Origin of the sequence: Streptomyces sp. 184, assembly GCF_045781775.1 — a bacterium.
Lineage (GTDB): Bacteria > Actinomycetota > Actinomycetes > Streptomycetales > Streptomycetaceae > Streptomyces.
On sequence record NZ_CP123230.1, the window covers coordinates 6,693,582 to 6,706,062 of the forward strand.

A 12,481-nucleotide genomic window follows, 5' to 3' on the forward strand; every position below is an offset into this window, starting at 1 on the left:
GCCCTCACCCCCGTTCACCCCCGCAGCAGTGCGTTGAGCCGTGCCGCCTGCCGCGTCAGGTGGTCGCGCTCCGGGATGTTGGGCGCCGAGCGGGCGGCCTGGGCGTACAGCCGGGCCGCGGTCTCCGCGTCGCCGTCCCGCTCGTGCAGGTACGCCGCCACCGCCGCGTACCGCGGCAGCGACGGGTCCAGCTCCGCGAGGGCCGCCAGCCCGGCCCGCGCGCCGTCGGCCTCGCCGACCGCGACCGCCCGGTTGAGCCGGGCCACCGGGCTGCCGGTGAGGCGTACCAGCTCGTCGTACCACTCGACGATCTGCACCCAGTCCGTCTCCCCGGCCGTCGGGGCGTCGGCGTGCAGCGCCGCGACCGCCGCCTGGGCCTGGAACTCGCCCAGCCGGTCGCGGGCCAGCGCGGCCTGGAGGATCCCGACACCCTCGGCGATCATCCGGGTGTCCCACAGGCCGCGGTCCTGCTCGGCGAGCGGTACGAGCCTGCCGTCCCGGCCGGTCCGCGCCGGGCGCCGCGCGTGGTGCAGCAGCATGAGCGCCAGCAGCCCCGCGGCCTCCTCGTGGCGGGTGAGGTCCGCCAGTTGCCGGGTGAGCCGGATGGCCTCGGCGGAGAGGTCGACGTCGCCGGAGTAGCCCTCGTTGAAGACGAGGTAGAGCACGCGCAGCACGGTGGCGACGTCGCCGGGCCGGTCGAAGCGCACGCCGGAGACGGTCCGCTTGGCCCTGCTGATCCGCTGCGCCATGGTCGCCTCGGGCACCAGGTAGGCGCGCGCGATCTGCCGCGTCGTCAGGCCGCCGACCGCGCGCAGCGTGAGCGCGACGGCCGAGGCCGGCGTCAGGGAGGGATGCGCGCACAGGAAGTAGAGCTGGAGCGTGTCGTCCACCGACCCGCCCGCGTCCAGACCCGCCACGGGCTCGGCCTCGACCCGTTCCTCGCGCCGCCGCCGGGAGGTGTCGGCGCGTACGGCGTCGAGGAACTTGCGCCAGGCCACCGTGATCAGCCACCCCTTGGGGTCCCGCGGCGCCTCGTCGTCCGGCCAGCCGCGCACGGCCTCGACCAGGGCGTCCTGTACGGCGTCCTCGGCCGCCGCGAAGTCGGCTCCGCGGCGGACGAGCACGCCTATGACCTCGGGGACCAGCTCCCGCAGCAGCGACTCGTTCACTCGGTGGCCGTGGCCTGCACACCGTAGGCGGGGCGGATCTCCAGCCACTCGTGGATCGGCTTGCCGCCGGCGCCCGGGGCGGCGGACAGCTCGGCGGCCAGCTCCAGCGCGCGGTCGTAGGTCTCGACGTCGATCACCATCCAGCCGGCGATGAGGTCCTTGGTCTCGGCGAACGGCCCGTCGGTGACCGGGGGCCGGCCCTCGCCGTCGTAGCGGACGAAGGTGCCCTCCGGGGAGAGCGCCTGCTCCCCGACGTACTCGCCGGTGGTCTCCAGCTTGGCGGCGAAGTCGCGCATGTACTGGATGTGGGCCGTGACCTCCTCCGGCTCCCACTGGTCCATCGGCACGTCGTTGACCGCCTCCGGCGCGCCCCGGTAGTGCTTGAGCAGCAGGTACTTCGCCATGGTCTTCTCCTTGCTGGGGTACGGCCCATTGTGGGCCGCGTTCACCCCTGGGACGCGGCCGCGCGCCGGTTCTCGACATGCCCGCGGAAAAATCTTCGCGCGTGACGAACCGGGGCCGCCGGACGGCGCCGCGAGCCGCGGGTACGAGCCGTCCGCTCAGCGCAGCGCGTCCGCGCCCCGGGCCGCCGCCCGCAGGAAGAACGGCACCGTCAGCGCCGAGGCCACCGCGAAGAAGCCGAAGGCCGCCCGCGGCCCGGCGAGTTCGGCGAGCAGCCCGACCAGCCCGGCGCCCAGCGGCATGGCGCCCCAGGCGAACATCCGGTTCGCGGAGCTGAACCGGCCGAGCATCGCGTCCGGCACCGCCCGCTGGACGACCGTGCGGCTGTTGACCGTCCACAGCGTGCCGCCGAGCCCGCCGAGGAACGCCGCCGCGGCGACGGCGCGGGCGTCCGCGGTGAGCGCCGGGACGGCGGCCATCGCGGCGGTGCCGAAGAGGTCGGCGAGCATCACGCGGCGGCGGCCCAGCAGCCGGTTGAGCCAGGTGACGGTGACGGCACCGAGGAGCCCGCCGATACCGAGGGCGCTGAGCAGGACGCCGTACTCGCCGGGCGTCAGGCCCATGTCGCGGGTGGCGTACAGCGGGATGAGGGCGAGCCAGGCGCCCCAGGTGCCGGAGAGCACGGTGAGGATGAGGGAGAGGGAGCGCAGCAGGCGGTGCCGCCAGAGGTAGCGCAGGCCCTCGGCGATCTGCCCGTTGACGGTGGTGGCGGGCGGCGGCGCCGCGGCGTCGGTCTCGTACGCCGCGGATACGGAGCCCGCCCGGAAGCGCCCGACGAGCAGCAGCAGCACGAGCGCCGCCGCGGCGTAGGCGGCCCAGGTCGCGCCCAGCGCGTACCCGGCGCCCAGGGCGATGAGCAGCCCGCCGACGAACGGCCCGGCGAATTCGCTGAACACCGTCTCGGCCCCGGCCATCCAGGCGTTCGCCCGGTCGCGCCCGGCGGGCGGCACCGCGGCGGGGACCAGGGCGGTGGCCGCCGTGGAGGCGACGACGTCGGCGATGCCGATGGCGGCGCCCGCGGCGGTCAGCAGCCCGAGGGACAGCCCGCCGCTGGCGGCGGCGGCGAGCAGCGGCACCATCGCGAGCAACCGCAGCACGTTGACGATCCAGAGCAGCCGGCGCCGGTCGACGCGGTCGACGAGCACGCCGGCGTGCAGGGCGACGAGCAGCCAGGGCAGCGAGATCGCCAGCGCCACCCCGGTGACCTGCGCGGGGGAACCCCCGGCGCGGACGGCGAGGAGCGGCAGCGCCATCTTCACGACGCCGTCGGCGAGGTTCGTGACGGCGGTGAACGCGACGAGCACGGCGGTGTTGCGGCGCCCGGCGTCCCGCCCGGCCCGCGGGCGCCCGCCCTGAAGAACCGCTGCCGTATCCCCCATGACCACTCCCACCTAACCGTCAAAGCTGTTTACTGGTGAGATGAAGTTACCACCTAACGCGATAGCCGGTAAAGTGGCAGGTATGCGCGCACCCCCCCGGGCCGCCGAGCTGGTGGCCGACTTCGCCAACACCCTCGACATCCACGCCGGTACGGACACCCTGAGCACCCCGGACGACCTGGCCACCTGGCTCACGGACCACGGCCTGCCGGCCGCCGGCACCCCCGGCCCCGCCCTGCACACGGCGGCCGTCGCCCTGCGCGCGGGCATCCGCGAACACCTGGGCACCCACGTCGGCGACACCCCCGACCCCGCCGTCACGGCGGCGGCCGACGCGGCGCTGGCGCACTTCCCGGTCCGTATCGCCGCCGACGGCACCCTCTCCCCCGGCCCCGGCCTCACCGGCACGGAGCGGGCGGTCGCGGAACTGGCCGTCGCGTGGAGCACCCTGGCGGTCACCGGCGACGCCGCGCGCCTGAAGCGCTGCGCGGAGCACACCTGCCACGAGGTGTTCTGGGACACGTCGAAGAACCGCAGCAAACGCTGGTGCTCGATGCAGGGCTGCGGCAACCGCGCCAAGGCCCGCACCTACGCCGCCCGCCGCGCCGCCGCCTCCGACGGAAACGGACGCGCGGACGCGTCAGGGCCCGTACCGCTTCCGCGATACGGGCCCTGACCGAAGAGGGTGAGTGACGGGACTTGAACCCGCGGCCACCTGGACCACAACCAGGTGCTCTACCATCTGAGCTACACCCACCGTGAGCTGATGCTTCCGCACCGGCCGACTAGAAGTGTACAGGGTCGCCGGCGGTGCTCGCCCCCCGCTTTCCCCGCCCCGCCGGGCCCCGCTACGAGCCGTCCGGTGCCAGGGTGTGGCGGGCCGCGATGGCCTTCGCGGTCTCCGAATCCGGGCCCGGCGGGGGCACGAAGACCGCCTCCCGGTAGTAGCGCATCTCGGCGATGCTCTCCCTGATGTCCGCCAGCGCCCGGTGGTTGCCCGCCTTCTCGGGGCTGTTGAAGTAGGCCCGCGGGTACCAGCGGCGGGCCAGCTCCTTGACGGACGAGACGTCCACGATGCGGTAGTGCAGGTGGCCCTCCAGGTTCGGCATGTCCCGGCTGAGGAAGCCGCGGTCGGTGCCGACGGAGTTGCCGCACAGGGGGGCGCGGCCGGGCTCGGGCACGAACTCCCGTACGTAGTCGAGCACCTGCCGCTCCGCGTCCGCGAGCGTCGTGCCGCCGGCCAGCTCGTCGAGCAGGCCGGAGGCGGTGTGCATGGCGCGTACGACGCCGGGCATGGAGGCGAGGGCCTCGGCCGGCGGCCGGATGACGATGTCGACGCCGTCACCGAGCACGTTCAGCTCCGAGTCGGTGACGAGCGCGGCCACCTCGACGAGCGCGTCGTCGGCCAGGGAGAGGCCCGTCATCTCGCAGTCGATCCAGACCATCCGATCGTTCATGGCCCTCACCCTACGTGCCGGTCGCGCTGACCCGGCACGGTCGCGCGCCGGGCCAGTGCGCCCCGGTGCCGCTGCGGGTGCGGCTCGGGGTGGCCGGGCGCGTACGCGTCGGACTGCGGCTTCTCGGCACCGTCCGCGCCGCCCCCCGCGGCACTGCCCACGACCCCCGCGGCGCCGCCGGCCCCGCCGGGCGGCTGCGGGCGCCGGGGCGCGGGCACCGTGGGGGGTTCCGGCGGCGGTACGGCCTGGGGGTTGCGGGCGCGGTAGGCCGCCCGGTACGCGGCCGGGGAGGAGCCGAGCTGGCGGCGGAAGTGCCCGCGCAGCGCGACCGGCGAGCGGAAGCCGCAGCGGCCCGCCACTTCGTCCACGGAGAAGTCCGACGTCTCCAGCAGCCGCTGTGCCTGAAGCACCCGCTGGGTGATCAGCCACTGGAGCGGGGCGCTGCCGGTGAGCGAGCGGAACCGCCGGTCGAACGTGCGTCGGCTCATGTACGCGCGGGCCGCCAGAGTCTCCACGTCGAACTGCTCGTGCAGGTTCTCCAGCGCCCAGGCCACGACCTCCGCCAGCGGGTCTCCGCCGATCTCCTCGGGTAAAGACCTGTCGAGGTAGCGCTCCTGGCCGCTGCCGCGCCGCGCGGGCACCACCAGCCTCCGGGAGAGCGCGGCGGCGGCTTCCGCGCCGTGGTCCTGGCGCACCAGGTGCAGGCACAGGTCGATGCCCGCGGCCGTGCTCGCCGAGGTCAGGATGTCGCCGTCGTCGACGAACAGCTCGCGCGGGTCCATGTGGACCGACGGGTAGCGCTTGGCGAGCGTCGGCGCGTACATCCAGTGCGTGGTGGCGGGGCGGCCGTCCAGCAGCCCGGCCGCGGCCAGCGCGAACGCCCCGGTGCACAGCCCGACGACGCGGGCGCCGTCCTCGTGCGCACGGCGCAGCGCGTCCAGCGCGGCGGCGGGCGGCGGCTGGGTGATGGAGCGCCACGCGGGTACGACGACGGTGCCGGCGCGGGCCAGCGCCTCCAGCCCGTACGGAGCCGACAGCTCCAGACCGCCGGTTGTGCGCAGCGGGCCGTCCTCACCGGCGCAGACCAGCAGCCGGTACCGGGGTGTGCCGGCGTCCTGGCGGTCGACTCCGAAGACGGAGAGGGGGATGGAGTTCTCGAAGACGGGGCCACCGCTGAACAGCAGCACGGCGACGACCTCGCGGCGCCGCCGGGGCGGGCGTGGTGCCTCGCCTCGTACCGCCGCCGCCACGTCGGGTGTGCGTGGCCCGACCTCGGGTGTGCGTGGCCCGCCGGACCGGATCGTTGCGCCCGCTCCGGTGGAGTCCTGGCTCATGACGCTAAGCCCCCTCGCTTCTCTCTTCCTCTGCGTCCTGCACCTACACCCCCGGGACGATCTCGGTCTCTCGGCCAAGATCAAATCTACTGTGTCTTGTCCGACGGACCGGACAGGTTCAGCCCCGCATCTATATCGACAGGTAAAGCGTGTCTTGTGTGACAGACGGGACAGGTTCGGCCCTACCTCTATGTCGACATGGAAACCTGGCGTGAAGCTTTCGATCGCGAACGGTTTCACTGGTTCACGCAACAGGGAAGGCCACCCCCCTCCGGTTCTCCGACGTGCAAGGCTCGTGCGCCCCGACTGCGCCCCCAGCCCCCCGAGCCCGGAACGTTCCAGCCTTCAGTCTCGCAACTCCGGTGTGCAGAAGGGAAGTTGGCCGAAAAGATCGGGTCACAGGAAGTTGTCCCCTCAACCACGGGCGGACGGACGCACGGAGCCGCGAAAACGCCGGTGGACGAGTGCGCCCCGCCGTGTCCTGCGGCGCGACCCCGGCGCACGGGCCGCGTGCGCGTTCGCGGCGGCGACGATGCGCCCGGGGGGCGCGGCAGCAGCGCACGGAAGCGTGGGGGGCGGCACGAAGGGCGGACACCGGATCCGTGAGCGCCGGTACCGTGCGCCCCCCGACGGCGCCCGCGACGGATCGCCGGGCCGCCGCGCGACCCCGTCGGCGTTGCGCCGGACGCCGCACTCGGGCATGCTCCTGTGAACCGTTCGCGGGGGCCACCTGGCATACTGCCGCCCGACCCTGGGCAAGGGAGGTAGTGTCGCCGTACCCTTGTTGTACGGGATTGGGAAGATGATTCCCGGACACAGCAAGCCGAGTCCCTCCAGTCACGAGGATTCCCTTCGCCGAGACACCGATGGCCGGTCACGAAATCCCCGAACCCGCGGACCGCAAGCCGGTCGCCGATCCCACGGCGGACCTGGAAGCGGCGGCCGAGCCGCGCCAAGGCTGCGATCCCGCCTTCAAGCACGGCGTCGTCTGCGGCTTCGACGGCTCCACCTCCAGCGAACGCGCCCTTGCCTACGCGGTGGGCATGGCGCGGCGGCTGGGCTGCGGCCTGATCATCGTGCACGTGGCCAACCGGCTGCCCACCACCGTCTGGGCCGGCTGCGAGCCGCCCGTCTTCGTGGACGTGCCGGACCACCGCACCGAGGTGCTCGGGCTGGAACTCGCCTGCGCCGACTATCTCTCCGACGTGCCCTGGATCCTCGTCGAGCGCGGCGGCGACATCTGCCACGAACTGGAGGAGGTCGGCCGGGAGTACGAGGCCGACGCCATCGTCGTCGGCTCCACCCAGGGCATCGTGGGCCGCATCTTCGGCTCCGTCGCGGGCCGGCTCGCCCGGCGGGCGCAACGGCCCGTCGTCGTCGTGCCGTAGCCGCCCCCCGCGCACGTTTGCGCCGGTCGCGCCGGTCGCACCTGCGGTTCCGCACGGCGCGAGAAATCTACTCGCGAGTAGATGTGGGTTGTGAATTTGTGAGGGGCATATAGGGGACACGACGACGCGCTGCCGACCGGGAGGTGACGGTCCCCGGTACGGCAGCGGCACCGCCGGCGTATTGGGCGACGCCGGCACAGGGGAGGCGGCCCTCTGCGCGACGTGGTGGCACGCGCAGAGGGCCGCTCTTTCGTCTCCACCCGTACGGCCGCGGGACCGGCTTCCGCTACGGGGCCGCCGGGTGCGCCCCGGGCCGCGGGCCGGGGTCACCGATCGCGGTGGTGCGCCGCGGGTGATCCGCCGGTGTACCGCCGGGCGTTGAGCGCCAGGCGGGCGAGGCGGCTGATGAACTCCGTTTGCAGTGCGGTCTGGTCGCGCACCGGGATCCAGCGGGGCGCGAAGTCCGCGGCGTAGCGGCTGCGCCAGCCGGTGAGCAGCGCCTCGGCCGCCGGGCCGACGGGATGGCCGTCGGTCGCGCGGGCGAGCATGGCCGCGGCCCGCAGCGGCAGCCGCTGGGCGGCCATCCGCAGCGCGAGGGCGCCGCCGGCGGTCGCCGCGGGCGCGGCGCCGCCCGGGGTGGGCGGCGCGGACCACTGCGCGGCGTTGGTGAGACAGGCGTCGGTCAGCCAGGCCGCGGCGTCCAGCAGCGGCCCGGGCGCGTCGGCGAAACCGGCGCGGGCCTCGTCCAGCAGCCACGCCAACTGGTCGGCCTGCGTGCGCAGATGCGCCACGGCCTGCCCGACGACCAGATCGGGCGCCTCGGTGGGCCGGCGGTCGGCGATGGCCTCGACGGCCCAGACCGGCGTCTCGACGACGGCGGTGACGGTGCCGTGGCACAGCGGGTGGAACCACGTGGAACGGTTCAGCCAGTCGCGGTGGACGACGTTGGCGTCGAGCCCGGCGCCGGCGGCCATCAGAAAGACGCCCGGGCCCGCGCTGGGCATGTGCAGGGTGTCCACCGGCGCGACGGCCAGCGGGACGGCGACGCCGGCGGCGGCGTGCGCGAGCGCCGCGGGGGCGCCCGGCAGGTCGTGGGTGAGCTGCGCCCAGGCGCCGCCGGCGTCGTTGGCGTGGAGGGAGATCTGGAGCACCGGGCGCAGTTCGTCCAGCACGGTCAGCAGGGCGCGGGTCTCCGGCAGCGGCGCGGCGCGGGTGCCGGGCGGCGGCAGCCACTCGGGCTGCTGGTCGGCGGCGGGCCGGTAGAAGTGGCGGAGCTGCCGCTCCAGCGTGCCGGGGTGGCGGGTCCACGCCTCGGTGTGGCGGGCGCCGTCCGGGTCCAGGCAGAGCAGGAAGTGCCAGGCGGCGGCGCGGTCCTGCCGGCCGTCGGGTCCGCCGCGCACGGCGCGGCAGGCCAGTTCTGCTACGGCGGCGCCCCCGGCCGGCTCGTTCGCATGCGCGCCGCTGACCACGAGGACGTTCCGGGAGCCGTGTCCGGCGGAGAGCAGCCACAGCGGCTCCCCCGCGCGGGAGGCGCCGACCTGCCGCAGCCGGCAGCGGGAGGGATGGCGCCGTACCAGGTCGCGAGCCGTTCGCGTGAGGTCGTCCACGGTGGGGTAGCGGTGCCGCGCCAACGCGGGGACGCCGGCGGGCCTCACTCGCCGCTGGGGTTGCTGTCGCCTGTCGTCTCCTTCTTGTCGAGACGACGGATCCTGATCTCCTGCATCGCGCCTCCCTCCGCAGGGGTCCACTCTGTGTGGTTGAAACGACCCTCTCAGTAGTGCACATTGGGCCGCGTCGGTGCAAGACTTCCTGTCGCATCATCCTGGGGTGGGCATGGCGGTGGCGCAGTGGGCGCGTCCACGGGTCAAACCGGAGCACCGCGGCTACCGCACCGTGGCGGGAAACATCCGTATCGGCAGTGTCATCTACGGCGTGGGCGCGGAGATCGAGGATCCCAAGGGCTGGCTGTGGACGCTGGTCGAGGCCGCCGACGGCACCCGCAGCTCGCGGGACATCGTCACCGCGGTGCTCACCCGCCACGACGGCCTCGAACCCGGCGACGTGACCGCCGCGCTGGAGCAACTGGCCTCGGCCGGGTTCCTGGAGGACGCCGCGGCGCCGCTGCCCGGGCAGTTCTCGGCGCGGGAGGCCGAGCGCTACAGCCGCGGCGTGCCGCTGCTGCGGTGGATGGACCTGGGCGCGCGCGCCAGCGCGTGGGAGGCGCAACTGCGGCTGAAGGAGGCCCGGGTGCTCGTCCTGGGCGTCGGCGGCACCGGCGGCGCCGCGGCCTGGCACCTGGCCGCCTCCGGCGTCGGCCGCCTGCACCTGCTGGACGACGACCGGGTGGAACTGTCGAACCTCAACCGGCAGTTGCTCTACGGCGAGGCCGACCTGGGCAGGCCGAAGGCCGAGGCGGCCGTCGACCGGCTCGCGGGCCTGAACCCCGACGTCCGCGTCACCGGCGAGATCCGCCGCGTCGCCACCGCCGGCCAGCTCGCCGCCGTCCTCGCGTCCTCGCCCCCGTACGACCTGTTCGTGCTGGGCGCCGACGGGCCGCCGCAGATACGGCGCTGGGTGAACCGGGCCTGTCTGGCCGCGGGCCTGCCGTGGGTGGACGGCGGCTACAGCGGGCCGCTGGTCACCGCCGGCATCCACCGGCCCGGCACCGGCGCGTGCTGGGAGTGCCTGCACGAGCAGGCGACGCAGCAGGCCGACCTCGGCCTGCCCGAGGGGGCCGACGAGCCCGCCGCCTCCGCCCACCTGCCGTGGAACCCGGCCAGCGCCGTCACCGCGGGCCTGTCCGGCGCGCTCGTCGCGTACGGTGCCCTGGCGCTGCTGACCGGCGTCCCGCCGCTCGAACCGGGCTTCCGCTTCGGGTTCAACCTGATGGTGCCCGGCGACGAGGTGACCCTCCGGCTGCCACGCCGCCCCGACTGCCCGGCCTGCGGCAGCCCCGGGTGAGCAGCGCGGCGGCACCCCCGCGGCAGCCCCGGCCGCCGGCGGGCGCGCCGCCCCTGCCGCCGCGGGCTACTCCACCGTCACCGACTTCGCCAGGTTGCGGGGCTTGTCGATGTCGCGCCCCAGCTCCAGCGCCGTGTGGTAGGCGAGCAGTTGGAGCGGGATGCCCATCAGGATGGGGTCCAGCTCCGGCTCGTTGCGCGGGACGACGATCGTGTGGTCCGCCTTCTCCTGCCGGCGGTGGGCGACCGCGAGGATGCGGCCCTCGCGGGCCTTGATCTCCTCCATCGCGGCGCGGTTCTTCTCCAGCAGCTCGTCGTCCGGCACGATCGCCACCGTCGGCACCTCCGGCTCGATCAGCGCCAGCGGGCCGTGCTTCAGCTCGGAGGCCGGGTACGCCTCGGCGTGGATGTAGCTGACCTCCTTCAGCTTCAGCGCCGCCTCCCTGGCCACCGGGTAGCCGCGGACCCGGCCGATGAACATCATCGACCTGGCGTGCGCGTACTCCTTGGCCAGCGCCCGGATCCCGTCCTCGCCGCGCAGCATCTCCGCGATCTGCTCGGGCAGCCGGCGCAGCCCCTCGATGACGCGGCGGCCGTCGGCGACCGACAGGTCGCGGATACGGCCGAGGTGCAGGGCGAGCAGGCCGAAGGCGACGACGGTGTTGGTGAAGCACTTGGTGGAGACCACGCAGACCTCCGGGCCCGCGTGCACGTAGATGCCGCCGTCGGTCTCCCGGGCGATGGCCGAGCCGACGACGTTGACGACGCCGAGGACCCGCGCGCCCTTGCGCTTCAGCTCCTGCACGGCGGCCAGCACGTCGTACGTCTCGCCGGACTGGGAGACGGCGACGTAGAGGGTGTCGGGGTCGACGACCGGGTTGCGGTAGCGGAACTCGCTGGCCGGCTCGGCGTCCGCGGGCACCCGCGCCAGCTCCTCGATCAACTGCGCGCCGATCATGCCCGCGTGGTACGAGGTCCCGCAGCCGAGGATCTTCACCCGGCGCACCGCGCGTGCCTCGCGGGCGCCCAGGTTGAGGCCGCCGAGGTGGACGGTGGAGAACCGGTCCTCGATGCGCCCGCGCAGCACGCGGTCGACGGCGTCGGCCTGTTCGCAGATCTCCTTGTGCATGTAAGTGTCGTGGCCGGCCATGTCGTACGACTCGGGCGACCACTCCACCGTCTCCGGCGAGGACGACGTGCGCGAGCCCTCGGTGGTGTACGTGCGGTAGTCGTCGGCCTTGACGGTGGCCATCTCGCCGTCGCCGAGGGTGACGACCTGGCGGGTGTGCGAGACCAGCGCGGCGACGTCGGAGGCGACGAACATCTCCCGCTCGCCGATGCCGAGCACGACGGGCGAGCCGTTGCGGGCGACGACGATGCGGTCGGGGTGGTCGGCGTGCAGCACGGCGATGCCGTACGTGCCCTCCACCAGCCGCAGCGTCTCGCGTACGGCCTCCTCCAGGGTGGCGGCGGCGGAGCGGCCGATGAGGTGGCCCAGCACCTCGGTGTCGGTCTCGGAAACCAGCTCGACGCCGTCGGCGGCGAGCTTGGCGCGCAGGTCGGCGGCGTTGTCGATGATGCCGTTGTGCACGACGGCGACCTTGCCGGCCTCGTCCAGGTGCGGGTGGGCGTTGGCGTCGCTGGGGGCTCCGTGGGTGGCCCAGCGGGTGTGCGCGATGCCCGTGGCGCCGGCGAAGCGCTTGGGCAGCCGGGCCTCCAGCTCCCGTACCCGGCCCTTGGCCTTGACGGTCTTCAGCGCGCCGGAGCGGGCGGCGATGGCCACACCGGCGGAGTCGTAGCCCCGGTACTCCAGCCGCTGGAGCCCTTCGAGCAGCAGGGGCGCGGCGTCACGCTTGCCGATGTAACCGACGATTCCGCACATATCGTTCGCTTCCTGTCGGGGAGGGTGAGGGTTGAGGGGTGGTGCGGCTAGCCGTAGACGATGCGGCGCAGTTGGCGCCGGGTCAGCTCGGGGGGCGCGACCGCGCGGTGCGCCAGCTCGCGGGCGATCCGGTCGAAGATCTCGTCGTTCACCAGGCCGCCCGCCTGGAGCTCGCGGTGGCGGCGGCGGACGAACGCGGGCGTCGTCTCGTCGAAGTAGGCCAGGACGTCCTGGACGACCCGCGCGGCCTCGCCGCGGCTGAGCGGCGCGCTGCGTATCAGGTGGTCGATGAGGTCGTCGTGCACCTGTTGATAGTGCTTGATGATCATGTCTTACGCAAGAAATCTGCCCGGAATCGGGCAGGAATCACTCCTTTCCCTCGACAGATTGGTCTACACCCTTGACCGGGGTGGGCACCGGCGGTACGCCTGGAATGTCCATGCCATGCGT

At 74.0% G+C, this 12,481-nt stretch carries 11 protein-coding genes and 1 tRNA gene; 3 read left to right on the top strand and 9 right to left on the bottom strand.

Features of this window, described 5'->3' with window-relative positions; all coding sequences use genetic code 11:
• Positions 1–14 precede the first annotated feature (14 nt).
• The 3 genes from QBL21_RS28400 to QBL21_RS28410 form a co-directional block, all read right to left on the bottom strand.
• On the bottom strand, positions 15–1,169 hold the full coding sequence (locus QBL21_RS28400; protein ID WP_407565086.1) for an RNA polymerase sigma factor: 1,155 nt from the start codon (positions 1,167–1,169) through the stop codon (positions 15–17).
• The gene (locus QBL21_RS28405) at positions 1,166–1,573 is read right to left on the bottom strand and encodes a YciI family protein (RefSeq protein ID WP_407565087.1); all 408 of its coding nucleotides are present in this window, start codon (positions 1,571–1,573) and stop codon (positions 1,166–1,168) included. The genes QBL21_RS28400 and QBL21_RS28405 overlap by 4 nt, the downstream gene beginning before the upstream one ends.
• Positions 1,574–1,729: 156 nt before the next feature.
• On the bottom strand, positions 1,730–3,010 hold the full coding sequence (locus QBL21_RS28410; RefSeq protein ID WP_407565088.1) for an MFS transporter: 1,281 nt from the start codon (positions 3,008–3,010) through the stop codon (positions 1,730–1,732).
• 82 nt (positions 3,011–3,092) lie between these two features.
• Here QBL21_RS28410 and QBL21_RS28415 point away from each other — a divergent pair, with 82 nt between their 5' ends.
• Positions 3,093–3,686 carry a CGNR zinc finger domain-containing protein gene (locus QBL21_RS28415; RefSeq protein ID WP_407565089.1) on the top strand — a complete coding sequence of 198 codons (594 nt, stop codon included), beginning with the start codon at positions 3,093–3,095 and terminating at the stop codon, positions 3,684–3,686.
• Positions 3,687–3,694: 8 nt separating this feature from the next.
• On the opposite strand, the gene QBL21_RS28420 is transcribed toward QBL21_RS28415, so the two are convergent.
• The 3 genes from QBL21_RS28420 to QBL21_RS28430 all read right to left on the bottom strand — a co-directional run bounded on the left by QBL21_RS28420 (position 3,695) and on the right by QBL21_RS28430 (position 5,654).
• Positions 3,695–3,767: transfer RNA gene (locus QBL21_RS28420), tRNA-His, on the bottom strand.
• 91 nt (positions 3,768–3,858) lie between these two features.
• Complete coding sequence (orn, locus tag QBL21_RS28425; RefSeq protein WP_407565090.1) at positions 3,859–4,467, bottom strand: oligoribonuclease; 609 nt, start codon at positions 4,465–4,467, stop codon at positions 3,859–3,861.
• A gap of 5 nt (positions 4,468–4,472) precedes the next feature.
• A complete protein-coding gene (locus QBL21_RS28430) occupies positions 4,473–5,654 on the bottom strand; it encodes a helix-turn-helix domain-containing protein (protein ID WP_407566591.1) in 1,182 nt (393 codons plus the stop codon).
• 1,013 nt (positions 5,655–6,667) lie between these two features.
• On the opposite strand from QBL21_RS28430, the gene QBL21_RS28435 reads away from it, so the two are divergent.
• Positions 6,668–7,189 carry a universal stress protein gene (locus QBL21_RS28435; protein WP_018834110.1) on the top strand — a complete coding sequence of 174 codons (522 nt, stop codon included), beginning with the start codon at positions 6,668–6,670 and terminating at the stop codon, positions 7,187–7,189.
• 326 nt (positions 7,190–7,515) lie between these two features.
• On the opposite strand, the gene QBL21_RS28440 is transcribed toward QBL21_RS28435, so the two are convergent.
• Positions 7,516–8,796 (bottom strand): M14 family zinc carboxypeptidase, encoded by a 1,281-nt coding sequence (locus QBL21_RS28440; protein WP_407565091.1) that lies wholly within the window; start codon positions 8,794–8,796, stop codon positions 7,516–7,518.
• A 226-nt stretch (positions 8,797–9,022) separates the two neighbouring features.
• On the opposite strand from QBL21_RS28440, the gene QBL21_RS28445 reads away from it, so the two are divergent.
• Positions 9,023–10,150, top strand: coding sequence for a HesA/MoeB/ThiF family protein (locus QBL21_RS28445; protein ID WP_407566592.1), 1,128 nt, complete (start codon positions 9,023–9,025; stop codon positions 10,148–10,150).
• 66 nt (positions 10,151–10,216) lie between these two features.
• Here the strand turns inward: QBL21_RS28445 and glmS are convergent, their stop codons facing one another.
• A complete protein-coding gene (gene glmS, locus QBL21_RS28450; RefSeq protein ID WP_407565092.1) occupies positions 10,217–12,031 on the bottom strand; it encodes a glutamine--fructose-6-phosphate transaminase (isomerizing) in 1,815 nt (604 codons plus the stop codon).
• Between the two features lie 47 nt (positions 12,032–12,078).
• Positions 12,079–12,360, bottom strand: coding sequence for a hypothetical protein (locus QBL21_RS28455; RefSeq protein ID WP_407565093.1), 282 nt, complete (start codon positions 12,358–12,360; stop codon positions 12,079–12,081).
• Positions 12,361–12,481 lie beyond the last annotated feature (121 nt).

What these genes read in the sequence shown, in the direction of transcription:
- QBL21_RS28405 (WP_407565087.1), bottom strand. Translation starts at nt 1,573, where the DNA reads ATGGCGAAGTACCTGCTGCTCAAGCACTACCGGGGCGCGCCGGAGGCG.
- QBL21_RS28410 (WP_407565088.1), bottom strand. Translation starts at nt 3,010, where the DNA reads ATGGGGGATACGGCAGCGGTTCTTCAGGGCGGGCGCCCGCGGGCCGGG.
- QBL21_RS28415 (WP_407565089.1), top strand. Translation starts at nt 3,093, where the DNA reads ATGCGCGCACCCCCCCGGGCCGCCGAGCTGGTGGCCGACTTCGCCAAC.
- orn (WP_407565090.1), bottom strand. Translation starts at nt 4,467, where the DNA reads ATGAACGATCGGATGGTCTGGATCGACTGCGAGATGACGGGCCTCTCC.
- QBL21_RS28435 (WP_018834110.1), top strand. Translation starts at nt 6,668, where the DNA reads ATGGCCGGTCACGAAATCCCCGAACCCGCGGACCGCAAGCCGGTCGCC.
- QBL21_RS28445 (WP_407566592.1), top strand. Translation starts at nt 9,023, where the DNA reads ATGGCGGTGGCGCAGTGGGCGCGTCCACGGGTCAAACCGGAGCACCGC.
- glmS (WP_407565092.1), bottom strand. Translation starts at nt 12,031, where the DNA reads ATGTGCGGAATCGTCGGTTACATCGGCAAGCGTGACGCCGCGCCCCTG.
- QBL21_RS28455 (WP_407565093.1), bottom strand. Translation starts at nt 12,360, where the DNA reads ATGATCATCAAGCACTATCAACAGGTGCACGACGACCTCATCGACCAC.